At 62.4% G+C, this 22,363-nt stretch carries 20 protein-coding genes; 7 read left to right on the top strand and 13 right to left on the bottom strand.

Annotated features, from left to right (window positions below):
• The first annotated feature begins 11 nt into the window (after nt 1-11).
• Both ACWJKU_RS06290 and ACWJKU_RS06285 read left to right on the top strand, forming a co-directional pair.
• Nucleotides 12-1,177, top strand: a protein-coding gene (locus tag ACWJKU_RS06290; RefSeq protein WP_454142624.1) for an IS3 family transposase whose coding sequence is annotated in 2 segments (ribosomal slippage) — nt 12-267 and nt 267-1,177 — 1,167 coding nt in all. Because the reading frame shifts where the segments join, the coding sequence is not laid out codon by codon here.
• Nucleotides 1,178-1,609, top strand: a complete 432-nt coding sequence (locus tag ACWJKU_RS06285; protein WP_454148058.1) for a DNA adenine methylase — start codon at nt 1,178-1,180, stop codon at nt 1,607-1,609.
• A 75-nt stretch (nt 1,610-1,684) separates the two neighbouring features.
• Here ACWJKU_RS06285 and ACWJKU_RS06280 read toward each other — a convergent pair whose 3' ends face one another.
• Nucleotides 1,685-1,861, bottom strand: coding sequence for a hypothetical protein (locus ACWJKU_RS06280; RefSeq protein WP_454146850.1), 177 nt, complete (start codon nt 1,859-1,861; stop codon nt 1,685-1,687).
• A 131-nt stretch (nt 1,862-1,992) separates the two neighbouring features.
• Between ACWJKU_RS06280 and ACWJKU_RS06275 the strand changes: the two genes are divergently transcribed.
• Complete coding sequence (locus tag ACWJKU_RS06275; protein ID WP_454146848.1) at nt 1,993-2,256, top strand: helix-turn-helix domain-containing protein; 264 nt, start codon at nt 1,993-1,995, stop codon at nt 2,254-2,256.
• A 525-nt stretch (nt 2,257-2,781) separates the two neighbouring features.
• A complete protein-coding gene (locus ACWJKU_RS06270; protein WP_454146846.1) occupies nt 2,782-3,123 on the top strand; it encodes a zinc ribbon domain-containing protein YjdM in 342 nt (113 codons plus the stop codon).
• Nucleotides 3,124-3,243: 120 nt separating this feature from the next.
• Here ACWJKU_RS06270 and ACWJKU_RS06265 read toward each other — a convergent pair whose 3' ends face one another.
• From ACWJKU_RS06265 to ACWJKU_RS06225, 9 genes are read right to left on the bottom strand one after another with little or no spacing between them, the layout of a single operon-like run.
• Nucleotides 3,244-3,864 carry a PqiC family protein gene (locus ACWJKU_RS06265; protein ID WP_454146844.1) on the bottom strand — a complete coding sequence of 207 codons (621 nt, stop codon included), beginning with the start codon at nt 3,862-3,864 and terminating at the stop codon, nt 3,244-3,246.
• Entirely contained in the window at nt 3,865-4,857 is a 993-nt protein-coding gene (locus tag ACWJKU_RS06260) for an MlaD family protein (RefSeq protein WP_454146842.1), read from the bottom strand.
• On the bottom strand, nt 4,854-5,642 hold the full coding sequence (locus tag ACWJKU_RS06255) for an ABC transporter ATP-binding protein (RefSeq protein WP_454146840.1): 789 nt from the start codon (nt 5,640-5,642) through the stop codon (nt 4,854-4,856). Before ACWJKU_RS06255 ends, ACWJKU_RS06260 begins: the two co-directional genes overlap by 4 nt.
• An 18-nt stretch (nt 5,643-5,660) precedes the next feature.
• On the bottom strand, nt 5,661-6,806 hold the full coding sequence (locus tag ACWJKU_RS06250; protein ID WP_454146838.1) for an MlaE family ABC transporter permease: 1,146 nt from the start codon (nt 6,804-6,806) through the stop codon (nt 5,661-5,663).
• A 23-nt stretch (nt 6,807-6,829) separates the two neighbouring features.
• On the bottom strand, nt 6,830-7,954 hold the full coding sequence (locus ACWJKU_RS06245) for an ABC transporter permease (RefSeq protein WP_454146836.1): 1,125 nt from the start codon (nt 7,952-7,954) through the stop codon (nt 6,830-6,832).
• A gap of 2 nt (nt 7,955-7,956) precedes the next feature.
• On the bottom strand, nt 7,957-10,821 hold the full coding sequence (gene rbbA / locus ACWJKU_RS06240; RefSeq protein WP_454146834.1) for a ribosome-associated ATPase/putative transporter RbbA: 2,865 nt from the start codon (nt 10,819-10,821) through the stop codon (nt 7,957-7,959).
• Entirely contained in the window at nt 10,818-11,876 is a 1,059-nt protein-coding gene (locus ACWJKU_RS06235; protein ID WP_454146832.1) for an HlyD family secretion protein, read from the bottom strand. Before ACWJKU_RS06235 ends, rbbA begins: the two co-directional genes overlap by 4 nt.
• The gene (locus ACWJKU_RS06230; RefSeq protein WP_454146830.1) at nt 11,873-13,309 is read right to left on the bottom strand and encodes an efflux transporter outer membrane subunit; all 1,437 of its coding nucleotides are present in this window, start codon (nt 13,307-13,309) and stop codon (nt 11,873-11,875) included. The genes ACWJKU_RS06235 and ACWJKU_RS06230 overlap by 4 nt, the downstream gene beginning before the upstream one ends.
• Nucleotides 13,299-13,901, bottom strand: a complete 603-nt coding sequence (locus ACWJKU_RS06225) for a TetR/AcrR family transcriptional regulator (protein WP_454146828.1) — start codon at nt 13,899-13,901, stop codon at nt 13,299-13,301. Before ACWJKU_RS06225 ends, ACWJKU_RS06230 begins: the two co-directional genes overlap by 11 nt.
• A 75-nt stretch (nt 13,902-13,976) precedes the next feature.
• On the opposite strand from ACWJKU_RS06225, the gene ACWJKU_RS06220 reads away from it, so the two are divergent.
• Nucleotides 13,977-15,002, top strand: a complete 1,026-nt coding sequence (locus tag ACWJKU_RS06220; RefSeq protein ID WP_454146826.1) for an HlyD family secretion protein — start codon at nt 13,977-13,979, stop codon at nt 15,000-15,002.
• On the opposite strand, the gene ACWJKU_RS06215 is transcribed toward ACWJKU_RS06220, so the two are convergent.
• Complete coding sequence (locus ACWJKU_RS06215) at nt 14,989-16,302, bottom strand: hypothetical protein (RefSeq protein ID WP_454146824.1); 1,314 nt, start codon at nt 16,300-16,302, stop codon at nt 14,989-14,991. The two genes, ACWJKU_RS06220 and ACWJKU_RS06215, sit on opposite strands and share 14 nt — an antisense overlap.
• Before the next feature lie 159 nt (nt 16,303-16,461).
• Between ACWJKU_RS06215 and ACWJKU_RS06210 the strand changes: the two genes are divergently transcribed.
• Both ACWJKU_RS06210 and ACWJKU_RS06205 read left to right on the top strand, forming a co-directional pair.
• Complete coding sequence (locus tag ACWJKU_RS06210) at nt 16,462-18,015, top strand: MBOAT family O-acyltransferase (protein WP_454146822.1); 1,554 nt, start codon at nt 16,462-16,464, stop codon at nt 18,013-18,015.
• Nucleotides 18,016-18,031: 16 nt separating this feature from the next.
• Nucleotides 18,032-19,312, top strand: coding sequence for a hypothetical protein (locus tag ACWJKU_RS06205; protein ID WP_454146820.1), 1,281 nt, complete (start codon nt 18,032-18,034; stop codon nt 19,310-19,312).
• Between the two features lie 7 nt (nt 19,313-19,319).
• On the opposite strand, the gene ACWJKU_RS06200 is transcribed toward ACWJKU_RS06205, so the two are convergent.
• Both ACWJKU_RS06200 and gndA read right to left on the bottom strand, forming a co-directional pair.
• A protein-coding gene (locus ACWJKU_RS06200) for an IS630 family transposase (protein ID WP_454148056.1) occupies nt 19,320-20,452 on the bottom strand; the annotation gives its coding sequence in 2 pieces (ribosomal slippage) (nt 19,320-20,020 and nt 20,020-20,452; 1,134 coding nt in all).
• Between the two features lie 299 nt (nt 20,453-20,751).
• Nucleotides 20,752-22,263: an NADP-dependent phosphogluconate dehydrogenase gene (gndA, locus tag ACWJKU_RS06195; protein ID WP_454146818.1), complete on the bottom strand. Its 1,512-nt coding sequence runs from the start codon at nt 22,261-22,263 to the stop codon at nt 20,752-20,754.
• Between the last annotated feature and the right edge of the window lie 100 nt (nt 22,264-22,363).

Raw genomic sequence — 22,363 nt, 5'->3', positions numbered from 1 at the left:
TGAGGTGAGAGATGATGACAAGAAAACGCTATACGAAGGAATTCAAGCTGGACGCGGTGAGGCTGGTGACCGAACACGGGTACACCCAGGCCGAAGCCGGTCGCAACCTGGGGATCAACCCGAAGATGCTGGGGCGATGGATTCAAGAATACCGGGTGGATGAGCAGGAAGCGTTTCGGGGGAATGGCAAACGGACGGCAGAGCAGGAAGAGCTGCGGCGACTGCGGGACGAGAACCGTAGGCTGAAGCAGGAGCGCGATATTCTGGTAAAGGCGGCGGCCTTCTTCGCGAAGGAAGTGGGCTGAGATATCAGTTCATTGATCAGGCGAAGAAGGCTTATTCCGTGAAACGATTGTGCCGTGTGCTGGGGGTGAGCCGGGCGGGCTACTACGCCTTCGTCCGGCGACCGCAGCGCGGTCCAGATCCGATGCGCCAGGCGAAACTGGACGCAGTGCGCCAATTGGCGGCCGACTCGGACCACGTTTATGGCTCGCGGCGCATGGCACGGGAGCTGGGACGACTAGGCTACCGGGTCGGCCGCTATCAGGCACGTGGACTGATGCGCGAGGCTGGGGTGTGGGTGCGCTATCGCCGCCGGTATCGGGTGACGACAAACAGCGCACACAGCCAGCCCGTGTTTCCGAATCGGCTGCAGCGGGGTTTCCGAGTAGCAGCGCCGGACCGGGTATGGGCCTCGGACATCAGCTATGTCTGGACGGCCGAAGGCTGGTTGTATCTGGCCGTCGTGATTGACCTATACGCCCGCAAGGTCGTGGGTTGGTCTCTGGGAAAGCGCCTCACCAGCGCCTTGGCATGTGACGCGCTCCGGATGGCGCTGTGGCGCCGGCAACCGCCCCGGGGTCAACTGCTGCATCATTCTGATCAAGGCGTGCAGTATGCCAGCCGGGCGTTTCGGGGCCTGCTGCAGGCGTATGGGATGACAGGCAGCATGAGTCGCAAGGGCGATTGTTGGGATAACGCTGTGGTCGAGAGCTTCTTTGGCTCGCTCAAATCCGAACGGGTCCATTGGCGGAGTTACCAGACTCGAGAAGAAGCGCGCCGGGATATCGTCGAGTACATCACGATGTTCTACAACTGTCGCCGTCTGCATTCGTTCCTGGGTTATCGCAGCCCGGACGAATTTGAGAAGAACGGCCATTTGGCCAATGCCGCTTAACTGGGGTGTCCGCTATCACTTGACCAGGTCACCTTCGGCACCTCGACCACCTCGGGGCCGAAGCTCAACCTGCTACGCCTGGAAGAAGACCTGTCTGCTGCCCACCTGCGCCTGAGCCGGACCTACATCGAAAACCTAGACTGGGCCGACTGCATCAGGAAGTACGACCGAGAGCACACCCTGATCTACTGCGACCCGCCGTACTGGGGCACCGAGGGCTATGGCGTCGATTTCGGCCCGCACCAGTACCAGCGCATGGGCGACCTAGCCAAGACCGTCCAGGGCCGCGTGGTCATCTCGGTCAACGACATCCCGGAGATGCACCAGGCGTTCGCTGGCCTGCGTATCGAGCGAGTGGATATCAACTACACAGTAGGAGGCGGCGGCCGGTCAAAGGCCAAGTCGGGCGAGCTGATCATTCGGAACTGGTAGACGTGACAAAGGGGCCTCGCGGCCCCTTGTCTCTGCAATTCTCTTTCAATGCGTGCAACAATTACCCAGTGCAACTTATCTCGCAAAACGAGCCGCTTTTATCGCGGCGCGCTTCACGTGGGCCAACTTGCGGGCATCCGCCTTACCTTTGCCAATCAGTCCTTCCAACTCGCCCCGCTCCTCGTCTGTCAACGTCACCCGGTACTTCTTGGCCATCCGATCCTCCCGGCCGCTCAGCCTCGCCATGCTCATCTAAAGCATGCTCCATTAGACTCGCCAGAGGACGGGTGATACTGCACTAGTACCCTAACCGTACTCAGCTGACAGAGTGAAGGCTGGAATGAAAGACGGTGGCCCTCGTTCATTCTGGAGAGTTCCCTGTTATGGTCCGCTATCTTGTCCGGCTCACCAAGGCCGAACGCGACACCTTGGAGCAGTTACTGACGAAGGGGCGCCATGCCGCGACGATGTTGATACGGGCGCGGATTCTATTGAAAGCGGACCCGGGCGAAGACGGACCGAGGTGGAGCGATGGCAAGATCGTGGAAGCGTTCGATACGAGCCTCTCGACGATTCATCGGGTCCGGCAGGCGTTCGTGGAATCCGGCCTGGACGCTGCGCTCTCTCGGAAGCGGCCAGTATCTTGAAGCCGGGCCGATCAGTGATTCTTCGCATGATGTCTCTCTTTATCGCTTTCTGAAGTGGAACCGCTTCGAGTCGCAAGCCGCCGGCGACCGACGACTTCCGAACCGAACCCAGGCAAAATCCAACCAACAAAAAAACGGCGGATGGAAAAGCGAGATCGGGGGAACCTCCGACACTCGCCCAGTCATCCGCCAACATCTCAGGTTGAGGTTATGCGCCAAAGTACACGCAAAATCGGCGCCAGAAGCTTAAAGCCTTGTCTGCCGGGCCCTGCGCGGTTCCGCCGCCGCAGTCCGGAGCGCAAAATGAGGCGTGTCACGCACCCGCTGCGCGAATTCGCCCAATTCCGCCCGGAACCGTCGAGAAGGCACATGGCCATCCACGGCCGGGCACTCCCCTTCTCCACGTTTCCCGCAAGGCTTCAAGACGAAAAGATACGCGCCGGTTCGCCGCCGAAAGCGGCTCTCCCCTACTTCGGCCATGATCGATCCCTTATAATGCGCGCCTCACTATATTCGAGCGGAATTATGTCTACTATCCCAGCTTGCCCCCAGTGCACCTTAGAGAACACTTACCCGGACGGCGACAATTACGTTTGTGCGGACTGCGGCTATGAATGGCCGATCGAGGAGACCGCGGAGGCCGATGAGGTCGCCGAGGCGGTGGTAAAAGACGCCAACGGCAACGTGCTGACCGATGGCGACTCGGTCGTGCTGATCAAGGATTTGAAAGTCAAAGGTTCGTCCATCACCCTAAAAATGGGCACCAAGGTCAAGAGCATCCGTTTGGTCGGCGGCGACCACGAGGTGGACTGCAGAATGGATAACGGTAATTTCATGCTGAAGGCCTGCTATTTGAAGAAGGTCTGACAGACCGCATCTCACCGACAGCACGCGGCTGTTCTCGGCCCGAAGCTCCGCGTGCTCGTCCAAGCCCTGCGCGACGGTCTCCGCGAACGATTGCCGGGAACCGATTTCCCGCTTCCGGCTTTATTCATTCGAAACGGCCAATCTCTGTAGCTCGGAAGCCAAATCCCGACTCAGGCGATCGAGGCACTCGTTGAGCGCTTCCACGATGATGCGGTAGTCGGAGGCCGTAGCCTGCGCATGGTAAGACACTTGCCGATTCGCCAGCATGTCTTTGCCGCGCGTGATGTGCCATTGCGCGGTCAAGACGGCCTGCCCTTTCGGGCCTGCATGAAATTCGAGAATATTGACGGATACCCGGAAATCCGCGCGTTCCGCCGTAGTCGACGTGTTGGAAAACCTCACCTCCGCCGGCACCAAAATTGTGAGATTTTGGGCCAATACGCGGCTGATATTGTAATCCAGCGGCTCGGCCCAGCGATTGCGCTCGCTCAGCTGATAGGCATTCTTGCGGGTGGCGGTCACGATCTGCGGCCTGTCCACATAGTGCGGAACGCGAACCGATGCCAGGACAATAACGGGCTTGGGGGTAGTTCTTGCCGATCCATTCCGCCCGATGTCGCCGATGGGCTCCAGCATATAGAAATGTGGCGGAGACGTTGTCCCGCCTATGCAGGCCGTCAGGAGCAGGAGCAGAATGGACAGTGGAAGAAAAACGAGCCGGTTCGCGCGGGTGATAGACATCTAGTGATCCTTTCCGGTAAGTACCGCTTCCGGATGGCGTTCCAGATAGTCGGTCAGATTTCTGACGGAACGTGCGGCATCTTTGAGCGCTTCCAGGGTTTCGTTCAATGCCGATTCGGGTCCGACGGCGCTGTCCAGTTTCTCCATAGAATCCTTCGCTCTATCCAGGGCAGCGACTGCGGCGGTCAATGTCTTGTCGGCGTTGGCCATAACGGGCTTGAAATCCTTGATCAGCGCGTTGGTGTCGACCATGGTCTTGTTGGCATTGGCCAGCAACGGCTGCAGATTATGATTGAGCGTCTTTACCGTTTTCTCCATTTCCTCCAGGGTATGAGCCAGAGCGGCACTCGATTTCCTGGCGTCTTGGGAAGTCAGAAAATTTTTGATTTCCCGCAAACTGGCCGACAAATCCTGGATGATGTCTTCCAGCGGCAATTCGTTTATTTTCTTTGCCACTTCTTCGGCGGTATTGCGGAGCTCGTCCGCGGTCGAGGGGATGGCGGGCAGTTCCAGCAATCCCTGATATTCAAGACCGGTAAACACCGGCGGTTTGTCACGATGCACATCGAAATCGATGTAAAGCAAACCCGTCAACAGGCTTTGCAGCTCGAGACGAGCTCGAAAGCCCGCGGCGACGAGCGCGTTTCGGTTCGCCTCCTGATCCTTGCGCGTCATCGCTTTGGGAAAAGACTTGCCTTCGGGACCGGTCAAACGACTGCGATCGATATCTATGACCACCGGCTTGTAGATCTTGGTGTTCTTCGGATCGAACTGCAGAACGATCTCCTTCACTTCGCCGATCTTGACGCCCTGCATTTTGACCGGCGCGCCGATTTCGAGGCCGTTGAGCGAGGAATCGAAGAAGATCACGAAGCGGACCGTATCGGCGCCCCAAAACCGTCCGCCGCCGAAGATGAAAACCGCGGCCAGCAAAAGCGCCAAAGCGCTGACCGTGAAACCGCCGATCGCGACGGGATTGATAGGTTTACTCATGGAAATGTTACGCTCTTCTCAGCCGGCTTATCGACGGTGCTTTCGCCCCGGGTCAGGAATCGAACGATTTTAGGATCGCTGGATTCGGCCAACAGTTTTTTGGGCGAACCTGTCGCCAGCATGGTCTTGGTCTCGGGATCGAGGAACACCGAGTTGGTGCCGATGGCGAAAATGCTCGCCAGTTCGTGGGTGACGACGACGATGGTCGTGCCCAAGGTGTCGCGCAGGCGGACGATCAGATCATCCAGCAGCTTGGCGCTGACCGGATCGAGTCCGGCCGACGGTTCGTCGAATAACAGAATCTCGGGGTCTAGCGCCATGGCCCGAGCCAGGCCGGCGCGTTTTTGCATGCCGCCGCTGATCTCGGACGGGTAATAATCCTCGAACCCCGCCAGACCGACCAGGCCCAGCTTGTAAGACACGATGTCGCCGATTTCGCGCTCGCTCATGGCGGTGAATTCGCCCAGCGGCAAGGCGACGTTTTCGGCCAGCGTCAGGGAGCTGAACAGGGCGCCGCTCTGATAGAGAACTCCGATGCGCCGCATGATGCGGACACGTTCCTCGTCGCTGGCACGCCAGAAATCCTGCCGCTCGTAGAACACGTCGCCTTTGGCGGGCCGCTGCAAGCCGATCAAATGCCTGAGCAAGGTGCTTTTGCCGCAACCGCTGCCGCCCATGATGATGAAGATGTCGCCGTGATCGATCGTGAAATTCAGATCCCGCTGAATCACGAAATCGCCGTAAGCCATGGTCAGATCCTTTACCGCGATATGTGGCGTACTCATGGTCTGGTCTTATCGCCGCTAAATACCGAGCCGATTGCAGATTAACGTCATCAGCGAATCGGCCACCACGATGTAGACGATGCCGTTCACCACGGCCGATGTTGCGGCATCGCCGACAGCGGAGGCGCTGCGCCCGCACTGCATGCCGCGCATGCAGCCGGCCGTTGCGATCAGGACCGCAAATACCAGGCTTTTGACCAGGCCGATGCCGAAATCGGGCAGATGCACGGCTTTCTGGGTTTCGTTGTAGTACTGGATCAAGGACACATCGAATGCGCTAACCGTGACCAGCGCCCCGCCCAGAATACCCATCAGATCGGAATAAAGACAGAGTAGCGGCATCATCAGAACCAAAGCCAGCATGCGCGGCAGCACCAGAAACTCCATCGGCGATATGCCCATGGTCCTGAGCGCGTCGATCTCGCTGTTGACGTTCATGGTACCGAGTTGCGCGGCGTAGGCGGCGCCGGTGCGGCCGGACATGATCACGGCCGTCATCAGTGCGCCCATCTCGCGGACCGTGCCCAAACCGACCAGATCGGCGATATAGATCTGAGCGCCGAACATAGCCAACTGCACGGCGCCGACGAAAGCCAGAATCAGACCCACCAGCACGCTGATCAACGTCACGATCGGCAAGGCCGAGGGACCTGCATCCTGTATGCATAAAAACATATCGACCACGCGAAAGCGCGCCTTGCCACGGACCAGCGCCAGGAAAGCCATTACGGTCTCGCCGATGAAAGCGATCAGCCCCTTGGCGTCTTTAAAGCCGTTCAGAACTGTCTTGCCGATTTCGGCCAGCGTAGATTTTTGTTGCGCCGCGCGGCGCGCGCCGGCCCGCTCGGGCACCGCGCGCGCCAATGCGAGCAGCGCCTGCACGCCCTCGGGCAGCCCGGACCCATCGACCTCGATGCGCCGGGCCCGGCAATGATCGATGATCTTGAGGAGATAAGCCGGCAGCCGGCTGTCCCAGCGCGAAAGCCCGTGCGCCCGCAGTAAAATGCGTTTTGGACTTTCGAAGGCGCCCAAATCCGCGAGCACCCGGTCGACCGGCTTGAGTTCCGCTTCGCGGCTCCAGTTGCCGGTCAACTGTATGGCCACGGTCGCATCGTCGATCCGTATGACACTGACTTGGCCAGATACTGTGTCGGCAACGTTCATCGCATTATTCCGTAAGCTGAGTGCTACGCCATTGTACCGATGATTTTGCGGAAGCGGGCCAGCGCCAGCGCGAAAAAAACGCTGCCGATCGCGATCAGGGCGAGAAACTGCGGCCAGACGATGCCGAAACCGGCTCCACGGTAGAGAATCGCCTGAGCGAGCGCGACGAAATGGGTGGTCGGCGCCGCCAGCATGAGATTCTGCACCAGCTCCGGCATGCTCTCGCGCGGGGTCATGCCGCCGGACAGCATCTGCAAGGGCAGCAGGACGATGATCATCAACAAGCCCATCTGCGGCATCGAGCGCGCCACCGTGCCGAGAAAGATCCCCATCGAGGTGGTGGCGAACAGGTGCAGCGCCATCCCCAGGACGAACAGCCCGATCGAGCCTTCGATCGGCACTTCGAGCGCATCCTGCACCACGAAGACGACCGAGGCCGTCGCCACGACGGCGACCACCAATCCCATAGACCACACCTTGGCCGTCATGATTTCGAACGGCGTCAGCGGCATCACCAGCAGGTGTTCGAGGGTGCCGTGTTCGCGCTCGCGGATCAGCGCCGCGCCGGTGAGAATGATGGAGAGCATGGTGACGCTGTTGATGACCTCCATCACCGCGCCGAACCAGACCGGGCTCAGATTCGGATTGAACAGCATCCGTTCTTCGAGCGCGACCGGCAGGGTGGCGGCCGCGCGGTGGCGCTGGGCGAAGGCCGCCACCTCGCCGGTGACGATGTTATGGATGTAGCTGTTGCCGACGAAGGCCTGCGACATGCGGGTGGCGTCGACGTTGAGCTGGATCGCCGGATCGCGCCCGGCCAGCACGTCGCGCTGAAAATCGGGCGGAATGTCGAGGACGAAGGTATAGAGGCCCGAATCCATGCCGGGATCGATAGCGTACGTATCGATGATCGCCGGCGGCAGGAAATAAGGCGGGTAAAAGGCATTGACGATGCGCGTCGACAATGGCGAACGGTCTTCGTCGACGATGGCGATCGGCGCCTTGTGCAGCGAGCCGGGAAGACCGGTCGCGGTCAGGTACACCTGGCCGGTGAAGGCGAACCCGATCAGCACCAGCATCAGGGTATCGCGCCCGAGGCTGCGCAGCTCTTTCACCCCGAGATGGAAGATGTTGAGCAAAGTACGCATCGCTAGCTCTCCTGTTTCTTCATGAGCACGATGCTCAAACCCAAAATCACCGGAATGGCGAAAACGAGCGGCGGCAGCGAGGAACCGAGATCGGCGAAACCCAATCCCTTGGAGAAAGTGCCGCGGCTGATGGTCAGGAAATACGCGGTCGGAAAAATTTCGCCGACCAGGCGCGCCCCGCCCTCCAGCGACGACACCGGGTCGATCATCCCGGAAAAGCGCGAGGTCGGAATGACGGTGGCGATCGAGGTGGCGAAGATGGCGGCGATCTGGCTGCGGGTGAACGCCGAGATCAACAGCCCCAAGCCGGTGGCGGACGTCACATAGAGCAGCGCGGCCACGGTCAGCAGCAGGAAGTCGCCTTTGTGGGGTACGCCGAGGACGAACACCGCCAGCGCACATAGCAGGAAGAAATTGACCATGCCCAGGGCGATGTAGGGCAGTTGCTTGCCGAGGAGAAATTCCAGCTTGGTCACCGGCGTGACGTACAGGTTGAGGATGGAGCCGAGTTCCTTTTCGCGCACCACGCTGAGCGCGCTGAGCATGGCCGGAATCAACATCAGCAGCATCGGAATCACCGCCGGCACGATGGCGGGCAAGCTCTTGACATCCGGGTTGTAGCGGAAGCGCGTCTCGATGCTTATCAACCCGGCGGGTGCGCGGCCCGTCGCCTGGCGGCGCGCCTGCTCCATCAGCCAGCCCTGGTGCATGGCCTGCACATAGCCGCGCACGTTCTCGGCGCGGCTGGGCATCGCGCCGTCGATCCAGGCGCCGATCTTGACGCTGTCGCCGCGCGCCACGTCGCGCGCGAAGTTGGGCGGAATCTCCAGCGCCAGGCTCAGCTCGCCGCTGCGCATGCGGCGGTCGAGCTCGTCGTAATCGGCGATCGGCGGCCGCGCGATGAAGTAGCGCGAACCGCCGAGGTCGAGCACATAGTTCTGGCTGAGCACGGTCCGGTCGCGATCGAGCACGGCGAAGCGCAGATCCTCGACGTCCATGCTGATGCCGTAGCCCATGATGAACATGAGAAGCACCGTGCCGAACAGGGCGATGGACCCGCGAACGGGATCGCGGCGCAGTTCCAGCGCCTCGCGAAAGGTATAGCTGAACAGGCGCAGCAGGCTGAAGCGGGCGGCGGGTTGAGCAAGCCCCCTCTCCCCCGGAGAGAGCGGGGGAACAAGGGCCGTGGCTTCATTTGTAAACACCCTCTCCCCAACCCTCCCCCTTCGAGGGGGAGGAGGCAATAATTGGTTCGGCTTCGGCGGGGACGCCTTGGATGGAGGAGTGGAGTCAGGGACATCGCCCGCCGGCTCCCGGTCGAGCCCGCTCGCTTCCTTCAGATAATCGATGAAGGCGTCTTCCAGCGTGGCGCGGCCGCGGCGTTCCGTGAGTGCGGCGGGAGCGTCGCTGGCGAGCACCTTGCCGGCGTGCATCAGCGAGATGCGGTCGCAGCGCTCGGCCTCGTTCATGAAGTGGGTGGAAATGAAGATGGTGACCCGGTCGCGGCGCGCGAGGCCGATTATCAAATCCCAGAATATGTCGCGCGCCACCGGATCGACTCCCGAGGTCGGTTCGTCGAGAATCAGGAGATCCGGCCGGTGGATCACCGCCACCGCCAGCGACAGGCGCTGGCGGATGCCCAGCGGCAACGCGTCGGGCAGGCTGTCCATGACCGTGCCGAGCATGAACCGCTCCGCCACTTCGCCGAGGCGAGCGGGAATCTCGGCATCGGGCAGATGGAACAGCCTGGCGTGCAGTTCCAGGTTCTGGCGCACGGTCAGTTCGGAATAGAGCGAAAATGCCTGCGACATGTAGCCGACGCGCTTGCGGGTTTCCAGATTGCGCGCGTCGACGACCCGGCCGAATAGCCTCGCCTCGCCTTCGCTGGGCGGTAACAGGCCGGTGAGCATTTTCATCGTGGTCGTCTTGCCGCAGCCGTTGGAGCCGAGAAAGCCGAAGATCTCGCCGCGCTCTATCTTCAAGTTCACATGGTTGACCGCGACGAAATCGCCGAAACGCATGGTCAAATCGTGCGCCTCGATGGCGATTTCCCGCGCGCCGCCGGCATCGCGGGGCGGAATCGCCACTTCCCGGTGGCCCTTGCGCTTTTCCTCCGGCAGCAGCCGGATGAAGGCCGCCTCCAGGGTATCCGCGCCGGTCCGTGCCCGCAGCTCGGATGCGGCGCCGGTGGCGAGAATCCGGCCCGCGTCCATCGCCGCCAGCCAGTCGAAGCGCTCCGCCTCGTCCATGTAAGCGGTCGAAACCAGCACGCTCATACCGGCGTGCCGGGCCCGCAGGCGATCGATCAACTCCCAGAACTGGGCGCGCGACAGCGGATCGACGCCGGTGGTCGGTTCGTCCAGCACCAGGAGATCCGGGTCGTGGATCAGTGCGCAGCAAAGCCCCAGTTTCTGTTTCATGCCGCCCGACAGTTTGCCCGCGGGCCGATCGCGGAACGGCGCGAGACCGGTGCTTTCGAGCAGTTCGGCGATGCGCCGATGGCGTTCGGCCTCCTCTTGGCCGAACAGACGGCCGAAGAAATCGACGTTCTCGAACACCGACAAAGTGTGGTAGAGGTTCTTGCCCAGTCCCTGCGGCATATAAGCGATGCGCGGACACGCCGCTCGGCGGTGCCGGGCGTCGGCGATGTCGCCGCCCAGCACTTCGATGCGGCCTTTCTGCATCGCCCGAGCCCCGGTGATGAGCGACATCAGGCTCGACTTGCCCACGCCGTCGGGTCCGATCAGCCCCACCATGAGGCGGGCGGGAATATCCAGGCTGAGATCGTCGAGAGCGAGGTTTTCGCCGTAGCGCAGGCTGACGCCCTGCACGCGGATGACGGGCGAGGCAAGGGCCCCGGCGTTCATTGCGGCAGCCTGATCTCGAGCCGGGCGGGCCAGGGTGCGGCCGGATCGAGCTTGACGTAGGCCATGCCGGGCAGACCGGTCTTGACCTGTTCGAGATGCCGCTTCAACAGTTCGGGATCGATCCTCGCGCGCACCCGGAACATCAGCTTGAGGCGTTCGCTCTCGGTCTCCACCGTTTTCGGGGTGAACTGGGCGACACTGGAAACGAAGCTGGCCTTGGCCGGAATCACGTAATTCGGTATAGCGTCGAGCACCAGGCGGACGTCGCTGCCGAGCGCGACCCTGCCGGCGGCCTCGGTCGGCAGAAAAAAGGTCATATAGACATCGGACAGATCCACCATGTTCAACACGCGACCGCCGGCATTCAGCACTTCGCCGGGTTCGGCGACGCGGTACTGCACGCGGCCGTCGCGCGGCGCCTTCAGTTCGCTGTCGTCGATGTCCGCCTGCAGGCGTGCGACGGTCGCCTTGGCCGCCTCGATCACCGACTGCGATTCCACCACCTGCGATTGCGCCGCGTCGATGCCGGCACGGGCCGCCGCCACCTGGGCCTGCGCCGCACTGACCGTGGCCTGCGCACCCAACACCTGGGCGCGGTCGTCGTCGAGTTGCTGGCGCGAGGCGGCACCTTCGCCGACCAGCGCCAGCGACCGCCGCAGACGCTTTTCGGCGGCATTGAGTTCGGCACGGCGCTGGCCGACCACGGCCTCTGCCGCGGCCAGTTCGCTGTTGCGCTGGGCGACCACGGATTGCGCCGCCAGATAAGCGTTCTCGGCCTGGCGGACCTGGGCCTTCGCTTCCGCCTGCTGGGCGCGCAGCACTTGCGTGTCCATCCGCGCCAGCACCTCGCCGGCCCGCACGAAATCGCCTTCCCGCTTCAGGATATCGACGACGCGGCCGGGGATTTTGGTGGCGATGTCGATCTCGGTCGCCTCGATGCGGCCGTTGCCCGCGACGATGCCCTTGGGCAGACCGGCCGGGCGCAACGCCCACCATAGCGCGGCGACGGCGATGGCGGCAGCCGGAATCAGCGCCCATTTCATCCACTTGCTCATGATGTCCCTTGCACGGTTTTCGAGTTCGGCGGCTGGACGTTCGCGCCGCCGCCCAGCGCTTTATACACCGCGATCAGCTGGGTGGAAGCCCCCGCCTCGGACCGGGCCAGCTCGATTTCGGCGGCGTATAGGGCGCGCTGGGCGTCCAGCACGTCCAGAAACGAGATGACGCCCACGTTATAACGCAACTGGGACAACCGAACCGATTCCTGCAAGTCCGCCACCGAGCGGGCCAGCATCCGCCGGCGCACCTCTTCCTTGAGGTAGCGGGTCAGCGCGGTTTCCGTTTCCCGCAGGGCTTCGAGCACCGCCTTCTCGAAAGCGAAATAGGCTTCCTGCTGCCGCGCTTCGGCCAGGTCGATGCCGGCCCGGATGCGGCCGAAATTGAGCAGCGGCTGCATGAGGTTGGCGGCGGTGCCGTAGGAAAACGTCGCCGATTTGAACAGGTTTTCGAGATCGGTGTTGCGCAGTCCCAAAAAGGCGGACAGCGAGAGTTTCGGGAACAGTTCCGCGATCGCGGCGCCCTGCATCGCCGTGGCGGCGGCGAGCTGGCGTTCGGCGCTGCGGAGGTCGGGGCGATGACGGATGGTCGCGGCCGGCGATGCCAGGATTGCCCGGCCCGGCGCCACGGGGACGGCGCCGCCTTGCTCCAAATCGGCCGTCAGCGCGCCGGGGCGCTGCCCCACCAGCACTTCCATCTGCCGCAGCACGGCCGTCAACTCCGCCTCGAGGGCGGGAATCTGGGACTCGGTGGCTTCGGTCTGGGCCCGCGCCCGCACCAGATCGTGCCGGGTGCCGACGCCTTCGTTGAAGAGCTTCTCCGTCAGTTTCAGCGTGTGCCGTTGCGCGTCCAGATTGGCGCGCGTGATCCCCAATTGGTTTTGAATGCTGCGGTATTCGATATAGGCTCGCGCCAGATCGGCCGTCAGCGTCACCAGGGCTTGCGCGTACTGCTCCCGAGCCGCCGTCAGATCGGCGGACGCCGCCTCGAGCCGGCGCCGCTGGCGGCCGAACAGGTCGATTTCCCACAGCGCGTCGAAACCCAGTTCGAACAGGTTGTAGCGGATGCCGGGCGCCAGGCCGGGGAAGGGATTGTCTTGGCGCTGCGCGCCCGCCGTGGCATCGATGGTGGGAAACAGTTCCGCGCGGGTGCCGCGGCGCTCGGCGCGGGCCTGGTCGATGCGGGCCAGCGCCATCTTGAGATCCAGATTGTCCGCCAGGGCCTGATCCATCAAACGGTTCAGCCGGGCGTCGCCGAAGCTCGTCCACCAGGTTTTCAGCGTCTCCGGATCGACCGGTTTCAAGTCGGCCGACGCGTCCTTTCCGGCCTGCCAGCGATTCGGTACGGCGGGCTCGGGTTCCCGGTAATCGGGCCCCACGGCGCATCCGGCCAAGCCGATCAGCATGCATAACCCGCCCAGCTTAGGCGTCATAGCCATGTCCTTTGAGGAACAGCGAAACCGCCGCGTCGATGAGATGTTCCTTTTCCGCGTCGCTCAAGCCCGGCTGCAAGCCCAGGAGACAGCGGAGGTGCTCGTCGCCTTGCAGCATGCCCAATAACAATCGGCTCGATGCGTTTACATCGAGAATTCGCAAGGCGGCGCGCCCGTCCAGCTCGCCGAGATAGGCCGAGAGCAGCTTCAGCACGGGTTCCGGACCGGAGCGGTAGACCAGCTCGCCCAGTTCCGGAAAGTTCTGCTGCTCGGCGATGATCAGACGATAAAGATCCAGGGCCTCGTTCGCATAGATGAGATCGACGAAAGCGCCGGCAATGGCTTTCAGGCCGGCTACCGGACCGAGCTGCTCGGTCTTTACCCGCGACAGGGTGCTCAAGAGCGCGTCGCACTGGCCGCCGATCACGGCGGCGAACAGCTCTTGCTTGCTGTGAAAGTGACTATAGAGGGTAGGTTTCGACACCGGAGCGGCTTCGGCGATGGCTTCCATGCTGGTGGCGCTGTAACCGTTGGCGAGAAAAGCGCGCTTGGCCGCATCGAGTATGGCCTTACGTTTGGGATTGGAATACATCGCTCGGCCCCATTGCTTTGAAGTGGAATCGATGGGTAGGCTAAACTACACCGTGTAGTAAGGCAACCGAAGACCATGCGCATCCCTGCTTCTCCAAAAACCATTCTTATCCTTGTCGGGCTCACGGTCGCGGCGGCGGCCGGCTTCGCGTACTGGCACGAGGCGATCCGTCCGTTCGAGACCACCGACAATACTTATCTGAAAGCGCACATGAGCCTGATCAGCCCCAAAGAAACGGGCTACGTCAAGGAAGTTCTGTTCGAAGACAACCGGCAGGTGATGCCGGGCGATCTCCTGGTCGTCATCGACGATCACGATTTCCGGGCTAGAGTCGCCCAGGCCGAGGCGCAAGTGATGGCGGAGACGGCGCGCATCCAGACCCTGGAAACCGACAAGCGCACGCAGAGCGCCAGGATCCGCCAGGAAGAAGCCAATATCGCCGTCGCGGAAGCCGACCTGGAAAGGGCCACAAAGGATGTAAAACGCTTCAGCCATTTGGCGGCGGACGGGGCCATCTCGGCCCAAACCCGCGATGTCGCCGAAGCCGCCTTCAAGCAGGCGGCGGCCCAACGGACGAAATTCCATTCGTCGAGGCAGGAAGCGGAAAGCCAACTGGCCTCCCTGGAAGCCCAACTCGGCGAGACCCGGGCCAGATTGCAGGCGGCCCAGGCCGCCCTGGAACTGGCGCGCATCGATCTGGCGAACACCCGCATCACGGCGCCTTTCGCCGGCATTATCGGCAACCGCAGCGTGCAGGTCGGGCAACTGGTGAAACCCGGCAGCGTGCTCGCCTATCTGATTCCGACCGACGGGCTCTTCGTGGAAGCCAACTTCAAGGAAACCCAAATCGGACGGATGCGCCCGGGACAGCCGGTCGACATCCGGGTCGACGCTTACCCCGATAGTCGGTTCGAAGGCACGGTGGACAGTTTCGCGCCGGCTTCCGGCTCCGAATTCAGCCTGCTGCCGCCGGAAAACGCCACCGGCAACTTCACCAAGATCGTGCGGCGCGTGCCGGTAAAGATCCTGTTCCGGCCCGGCACCGACTTGAGCCGACTGAGACCGGGCCTTTCCACCGTGGTCAAGGTCAAAGTCCGGTAGGAGCGGCCGGTTCGAGCGGCGGGCTTCGGCCCGGAGCGTATCCCGCGCCCGAGTATGCGCCGCGCAGCCGGCCATCCCGTTTCAGGCCGTCGAAGTCGCGGTCGAAGTCCGGAAACTCGGCAAACTGGCCGAGACTGATTCGACTCCCCTCCAACCGGCCCGGCCTGGGAAAAAGGCTCAAGCGGCCTATAGGAGCGAACGGACTCTGCAAATAATCCGGCGCGGCCGAATAGGCGGCCGCGAGGTTTTCGGCCTGCTGCCCTCCCCGGATCGGAGTTTCCGCAAAAACCGCGTTCCCGACGATTCGCTGATCCGATTCAGTGCTCCCTTCCTTGTGCAGAATGCGAATCCCGGTTCCGGGATGCAGGACGGTGTTGAAGAAAATCCTCACCTTTCGCGGGATATCGTGATGGGGCTGAATGGCAACGGCGGGAAATTCGTTTTTGCGAGAACCGTAAAACAGATTGGAATACAGGGCGATCCGCCCTTCGCCCTGGAACAAGGCTTCATTCGGATTTTCGTAGAAGAAATTTCCGTAAATCAGATAGATGTCGTCCTTCCCCGCGCCCTGCAAGGGCCAGTGGCCGACCAGCACATTGGGGCGCGCGCCGGGTCCGGCCGAGCCGCCGGCCGCCTTGCCGAACACGTTATGGCGAATGATGGTCGCTCTCGGCTCCAGCGGCATGCCGGGAAGCCGGGGCCTGGGGTTTTGATGCTTGATTTGCAGGTTGTAGCCGATGGTGTTCACAACCCGGTTGTTTTCGATGAGCGCGCCCCAAAAAGGATGATTTCCATCCGAATTTCCGAAGTACATCCCGGTTCCCGCCCCGATGATGACGGTGCGCCGCACCTGCCAGTCCCAGGCTGGACATTTGGAGGAGATCCCGACGATCTGCTGATGCCGCCCGAGGTTGTGAATGTACAGGTCTTCCAGGGTGATGTGATGGGCGAACCGCCCCGAGGCCCTGACGCCGTTGACCATCAATCCCTGGCCGTTTATCTCGAAATTGCGAAGCGTGACGTAACTGGAATCGCGCAGCACGACGGTATCTTCGCCCGGCCTTGCCAGAAATACCGGACGTCCGCCGACGCCCGCCAAGACGATCGGCTTTTCGGAATTCCCGTTCAGCCCCTCGATCAACAGCCCCTGACGGTAAATTCCGGCATCGAACAGCACCGTGTCTCCGGGCTTCAGGCGCGACACCACTTGCCTATAATCGTCGGGACCTACGCGCAGTTCCGCCGCGCAAAGGCCGGCGGCGCCCGAAAACAACAGAACGGCGATGACGAATCGAAACATGGGGTGTTCAACCGGGTCTTGCTGCGGAATGAAGGGATACGGCGCGAGATTCCCGCGGAACCGGCCGGCGCCCGTCCGCATCTGTCGTGTTCGCATACCGGCCATGTAAGATACGTCACCGCGGGATCGCATCCAATCCATCCAGACAAATAGAAAAAAATGCTATTCAACTCGGTCGAGTTTCTGTTTCTATTTCTACCGGTGCTGTTATTGGTTTTTTTCGGACTGGGGCGCCACAGCCACCGCCTCGCCGCCGCCTGGCTGACCGCCGGTTCGCTGTTCTTTTACGGCTGGTGGAACCCGGCCTATCTCGGCCTACTGTTCGCCTCCATCGTTTTCAACTATCGGGTCGGCTATGCGATCGCGCGCGGCGACGATGTCGGCTCCGTCCGCCGCAAGCGGCTTCTGGCGCTGGGAATCGGCGGCGATCTGGCGTTGCTCGGGTATTACAAGTACGCGAATTTCTTCGTCGACACTTTCAATGCCGCTCTCGGCACCGCTCACGGTTTTGCGGAAATCGTCCTGCCTCTGGGCATCTCGTTCTTCACCTTCACCCAGATTGCCTTCCTGGTGGATGCCGCTCGCGGCGAGGCCAAGGAATTCGATTTCGTTCACTACGGCTTGTTCGTCACCTATTTCCCGCACCTGATCGCCGGCCCGGTATTGCATCACAAGGAAATGATGCCGCAGTTCGGGCAGGCTTCCACCTATCGTTTCAGCCACGAGCATCTGACGGTCGGACTGACGGTTTTCGCCATAGGACTGTTCAAGAAAGTGGTTCTGGCCGACGGAGTCGCGCCCTACGCCTCGTCGGTGTTCGACGCCGCCGGGAGGGGGGAGATTCTCGGTCTCTTTCAAGCCTGGGGCGGCGCGCTGGCATATACCTTGCAGCTTTATTTCGACTTTTCCGGCTACTCCGATATGGCCATCGGACTGTCGTACACAATCGGCATACGCCTGCCGCTCAATTTCAATTCCCCCTATAAAGCGGTCAACATCGCCGATTTCTGGCGCCGCTGGCACATGACCCTGTCCCGGTTCCTGCGCGACTATCTCTACATTCCCCTGGGCGGCAACCGGAAGGGACGGGTCCGTCGGTATATCAATCTGATGACCACGATGCTGCTCGGCGGGCTTTGGCACGGCGCCGGCTGGACCTTCGTCTTCTGGGGCGGCCTGCACGGCCTGTACCTGGTCATCCATCAGGCTTGGCAAGCCTTCCGGACTGGCCTGGGACACGACCTCGCCCGCGCGTCGACGGGCGGGCGCTTCCTCGGCACGATGCTGACTTTTCTGGCCGTCGTGGCGGGCTGGGTTTTCTTTCGCGCGCCGACGCTGGACGGCGCGTTGTCCATTCTGCGCGCCATGATCGGCTGGAACGGCGTCGCCCTGCCCGAGGCGATCGCGTTGCGCATGGGCCCTGCCGCAGACTGGCTGGCCCGATCGGGAGTAGCGTTCACGCCGGGCGGAGGCCGCGATTTCGTCATGAATTTCGTGTGGGTGGCTGCGCTCTTGCCCGCGGTATTCCTGGCGCCCAATACGCAGCAGATCATGCGCCGCTTCGAGCCGTTTCTGGACCGTCACGCGGACGCCGACGGCCCGCGCCTGGCCTGGTCGGCCGAATGGCGGTGGGCGCTGGCGATGGCTTTTGTGCTCGCCGCCGGCTTATTGTCGCTGACCCGGCCGAGCGAATTTCTTTATTTCCAGTTCTGACAAGGACATGCCGGCCATGAAACGCTACCTCCATTTTTGGCTGATCCTGACCGGGGCCTTGCTGCTGGCTGTGGCCGCCTGCAATCTGGTAGCGGACCCGTACGGTCTGTTCCGAGTGGTCGACGAGCCCGGATTCAACAGCCTCAAACCCAGCGCGGGCGCTCACGGAGCCATGGTCAAAGCCTATCAGGTCTTGCGGGTACGGCCGCGCGGCCTGATTTTGGGCAATTCGCGCGCGGAAGTCGGCTTCGATCCCGAATACGCGGCTTGGCCGGCGGAGTCGCGCCCGGTTTTCAATTTGGCTTTGCCGGGCACCGGCACCCAGACCACTCTACGCTTCTTGCGGCATGTCCTGGCCCATGAGAACGGCGACTCCAAAGCCATCCCCGAAGTGGTCGTCTGGGGCATCGATTTCATGGATTTTCTGATCGATGCCGGCGCGCCGCGCCGCGCCGCCGCGGAAAGCGCCGAAGGCAGGCGTCTCCTGACCCGTTCCGACGGATCGCCCAATCCCGCGCGAGCGTTGCAGCAGGCGCGCGATTACCTCGAGGCCACGCTGACGCTGGGCGCCTTTACGGACGCGCTGCGGACACTCGCGAGCCAGGGCAACTCCTACGCGGAGGATTTGACCCCGCTGGGCTTCAACCCCATGCGCGACTATCTCAAGATCACGGCGGACGAGGGATATCGGGCGGTATTCAGGCAACGCGATTTGGAGAACATCAAGGCTTATCTGCGCCGCCCGACGGATATTTTCGCGGCGGACGGACATTCTTCGTCTCGGCTGGACGATCTGCGCCAGGTCCTGGACCTATGCCGGCAACACGGCATCGCTCTGCGTCTGGTGATCTACCCTTATCACGCGCACCTGCTGGAAATCATCCGCATCACCGGACACTGGCCGGCTTTCGAAACCTGGAAGCGGGCGATTGCGGACATCGTCGCGACGGAAGCGCGCAGGTTCGGAGAAACGCCGATTTCGCTATGGGATTTCAGCGGATTCGATGAACTAACCACGGAAGCCGTTCCCGACGGAAACGACCGGCGGACAGCGATGCGCTGGTACTGGGAGGCGGGACATTTCAAGCGGGAACTGGGCAACCTGATTTTGGACCGGGTATTCGCGACCCCGGACGCCATCGACGGGTTCGGGACATTGCTTCGCCCGGACAACGCGGAAGCGCAGGCGGACCTGTTGCGCGCACAGGAGGCGGACTATCGCCATAGCCATCCGGAGGACGTGGAGGAACTGGAAAGCCTTGCCGAACAAATCAAATCTCGGCAACGGAAGCACTAGTACTCTGTCAGCCCTCAATTGTCGGGTAGAGCTTGCGGAGTTTGATCCGGGCGTCGGCGGTGGTGAACTGCCAGTTCGCTGTCACCTGGACTTGGTTGCGGCGCTGGGTCCAAGCGGCGACGTGCCGGACCAGATCGGCCCGCTCGCCGACCCGCCCCGGGAGGTCGCGGGCCAGGGCGCTCAGTTCAATTTCGGCCATGTCCAGCCAACTGCCGTGCTTCGGCGTGTGGTGAATTTCCAGCCGCTCGGCCAACTGCCGCGCCTCGTCCGGGGGAAAGGCCTCATACAAGCTCGCCGTCGAGTGGGTGTTGAGCTGATCCATCACCAGCACCACCTTCTCGGCGTCCCGGTACCGCCCCTCGACCAGGTCGCGCACGACGTGGGCAAAGTCCTTTCGGGTCCGGCCGTCGGTCACCTGGACTTCGCGCCACCCGGCCAGCGGCTCGAAGACCAGGAACACGCTCGCTACTCCGTGGCGGACATAGACGCTGTCGTAGCGTTCCACCCGGCCCGGCGCCCCCGGCAGCGGTTCCCGCACCTCGCCGATCAGTTGAGTGAAGGTCTCGTCCAAACAGACCACCGGTCGCTCGGCCTGGTACGGCCGCTGATAAACCTCCAGGACATCCTCCATGGCCGCGACAAACTCGGCCGAGGCCTTCGGCGGAATCACCCACATCTTCCGAAGAGGCGGCTTGAGTTCGTTTTTTTAAGCACGCGCCGGACCGTCTCATAGGAGACGGCGTCGACATAATCGAGTTCGACCATCCGCTCGGCCAACAGCCGCAAAGTCCAGCGCGGCTTGCCTTCGGGCGGGGCCGAACAGGCCAGGGCGATCAGGTGCGCCTCCTGAGCCCCGTCCAGCGCCCGTGGGTACACGCGCGGGCTCGGCCTCGGCAACAACGCGGCGGCCAAGCCCTCTTCCACGAACCGTTGCCGCACCCGCTCGATCGTGCGGAGACTCAGATTCAAGGCCGAGGCCACGTCGGTATCGATGCGGCCGGGGCCCCCTGCTGATTCGTCCACTTGAAGCAAAACCCGCGCGTGGGCCAACTTGCGGGCATCCGCCTTACCTTTGCCAATCAGTCCTTCCAACTCGCCCCGCTCCTCGTCTGTCAACGTCACCCGGTACTTCTTGGCCATCCGATCCTCCCGGCCGCTCAGCCTCGCCATGCTCATCTAAAGCATGCTCCATTAGACTCGCCAGAGGACGGGTGATACTGCACTAGAGCGTTTTCGATACGGACGCAGGAGCCCCTGTAGGGGCGACTGAAGTCGCCCCTACAGGGCATACGACACACGCGTTCCGCCCGGAATGCCGTCAACGCGAGATGAAAACGCTCCGGGCATAGCGGCCCGAAAATACTGTCCGGACGAACGAAAAAGGCCCCGAAGCACGCTCTCTCCGGGGCCGCGATCCGGCCGGTCGGCGGCCGATGCCGTTAAGCTTCCGTCTGCGGGCGGTCGGCGGCCGGCCAGTCGAGGTGGAAGAACTTGCCCCGGGGCTGATCGGTCCGCTCGTAGGTATGAGCGCCGAAATAATCGCGTTGCGCCTGCAGCAGGTTGGCAGGAAGCCGGTCGCTCCGGTAGCCGTCGAAATAAGCGAGCGCGGAACCGAATGCCGGGACGGGCAAACCGCCGGAAACGGCGAGAACGACCGTCTGCCGCCATCGGCTTTGTCCTTCGTGCAGCACATCCTTGAAATAAGGATCGAGCATCAGGTTCTTCAGACTCGGATTACGCGTGTACGCGTCCGTGATCTTTTGCAGGAAGCGCGCGCGGATGATGCAGCCTCCCCGCCAGAGCTGGGCGATGGTTCCGAAATCGAGCTCCCAGCCATAGGTCTTCTGCGCTTCCGACATTAGCTGAAAACCCTGGGCATAGGCGCAAATCTTGGAGCAATACAAGGCGCTCCGGATCGCATCGATCGTCGCAGCGGGGTCGGATACCGACTGGATATCCGGGCCTTTCAACGATCGGCTGGCTTCGACCCGCTCTTCTTTGAGCGCCGACAAGGCGCGGGCGAATACGGCCTCGGCGATCGAATTCGCCGGCACGCCCAATTCCAGCGCGCTGGCCGCGGTCCACATGCCGGTGCCTTTCTGTCCGGCCGCGTCCAGCACCTGATCGACCAGGAAACCGGGGCCGGCCGGATCTCTCTGTTGCAGGATATCCCCGGTGATTTCGATGAGATAGCTGGACAATTCTCCCGCATTCCAGTCGCGGAAGATCGCTCCGATGGCGCCGGTGTCGAGGCCCAACAACCGTTTCATCAGCCAATAGGCTTCGCAGATCAACTGCATGTCGATGTACTCGATGCCGTTGTGCACCATCTTGACGTAATGCCCTGCTCCGTTCGGCCCGATATAGGCGGTACACGGCACGCCGCCCTCCACCGGCTTTCCGGGGGCGGCTCCCTCCAGCGGCACGCCCATTTCCGGATCGACCTTGGCGGCGATGGCACGCCAGATCGGCTCGAGTTCGGCCCAGGCGTCCGGGCTGCCGCCCGGCATCAGGGACGGTCCGAAGCGCGCGCCGGTTTCGCCGCCCGAAACGCCGGAACCGATGAATCGAATTCCCCGTGCCGTCAGTTCCTTGTCCCTGCGGATGGTGTCCAGCCAATGCGCGTTGCCGCCGTCGATGATGATGTCGCCGGGCTCCAGGTGAGACAGCAGGCTCTCGATGGTGCGATCGGTCGGCGCGCCCGCCTTGACCAGCAAGATGATCTTGCGCGGGCGCCGAATGGCCTGAATGAACTCTTTCAGGTCGGTAAAGCCCAGGACGCGCTCGCCGGAAGGCTCTTTCTGTCGGCATCGTGCCATGAACTCTGCCGTTTTCTCGGCGCTGCGGTTATAGACCGCGATGGTATAGTCGTGATCGGCGATGTTCAGAGCCAAGTTCTGCCCCATGACCGCCAGCCCGATTAAGCCGATGTCCGCATTGTGCCTGTTCATAACGGTTCCTGCTGTTGATGGGTGATGCGCGAAACTCCCGCGCGGCGCCGGAATGGATGATCGCCGCCGCGGCGACTCGCTACCGGCCTATCATAAGCCC

It is taken from the genome of Methylocaldum sp. MU1018 (assembly GCF_053646775.1).
The sequence above is the reverse complement of the archived record's forward strand: the minus strand, read 5'-3'. Positions and strand labels throughout refer to the sequence as shown.

Excerpts from the sequence above, each read along its gene's own strand:
- ACWJKU_RS06280 (WP_454146850.1), bottom strand. The coding sequence starts at position 1,861 with ATGAGCATGGCGAGGCTGAGCGGCCGGGAGGATCGGATGGCCAAGAAG.
- ACWJKU_RS06275 (WP_454146848.1), top strand. The coding sequence starts at position 1,993 with ATGGTCCGCTATCTTGTCCGGCTCACCAAGGCCGAACGCGACACCTTG.
- ACWJKU_RS06270 (WP_454146846.1), top strand. The coding sequence starts at position 2,782 with ATGTCTACTATCCCAGCTTGCCCCCAGTGCACCTTAGAGAACACTTAC.
- ACWJKU_RS06265 (WP_454146844.1), bottom strand. The coding sequence starts at position 3,864 with ATGTCTATCACCCGCGCGAACCGGCTCGTTTTTCTTCCACTGTCCATT.
- ACWJKU_RS06260 (WP_454146842.1), bottom strand. The coding sequence starts at position 4,857 with ATGAGTAAACCTATCAATCCCGTCGCGATCGGCGGTTTCACGGTCAGC.
- ACWJKU_RS06255 (WP_454146840.1), bottom strand. The coding sequence starts at position 5,642 with ATGAGTACGCCACATATCGCGGTAAAGGATCTGACCATGGCTTACGGC.
- ACWJKU_RS06250 (WP_454146838.1), bottom strand. The coding sequence starts at position 6,806 with ATGAACGTTGCCGACACAGTATCTGGCCAAGTCAGTGTCATACGGATC.
- ACWJKU_RS06245 (WP_454146836.1), bottom strand. The coding sequence starts at position 7,954 with ATGCGTACTTTGCTCAACATCTTCCATCTCGGGGTGAAAGAGCTGCGC.
- rbbA (WP_454146834.1), bottom strand. The coding sequence starts at position 10,821 with ATGAACGCCGGGGCCCTTGCCTCGCCCGTCATCCGCGTGCAGGGCGTC.
- ACWJKU_RS06235 (WP_454146832.1), bottom strand. The coding sequence starts at position 11,876 with ATGAGCAAGTGGATGAAATGGGCGCTGATTCCGGCTGCCGCCATCGCC.
- ACWJKU_RS06230 (WP_454146830.1), bottom strand. The coding sequence starts at position 13,309 with ATGACGCCTAAGCTGGGCGGGTTATGCATGCTGATCGGCTTGGCCGGA.
- ACWJKU_RS06225 (WP_454146828.1), bottom strand. The coding sequence starts at position 13,901 with ATGTATTCCAATCCCAAACGTAAGGCCATACTCGATGCGGCCAAGCGC.
- ACWJKU_RS06220 (WP_454146826.1), top strand. The coding sequence starts at position 13,977 with ATGCGCATCCCTGCTTCTCCAAAAACCATTCTTATCCTTGTCGGGCTC.
- ACWJKU_RS06215 (WP_454146824.1), bottom strand. The coding sequence starts at position 16,302 with ATGTTTCGATTCGTCATCGCCGTTCTGTTGTTTTCGGGCGCCGCCGGC.
- ACWJKU_RS06210 (WP_454146822.1), top strand. The coding sequence starts at position 16,462 with ATGCTATTCAACTCGGTCGAGTTTCTGTTTCTATTTCTACCGGTGCTG.
- ACWJKU_RS06205 (WP_454146820.1), top strand. The coding sequence starts at position 18,032 with ATGAAACGCTACCTCCATTTTTGGCTGATCCTGACCGGGGCCTTGCTG.
- gndA (WP_454146818.1), bottom strand. The coding sequence starts at position 22,263 with ATGAACAGGCACAATGCGGACATCGGCTTAATCGGGCTGGCGGTCATG.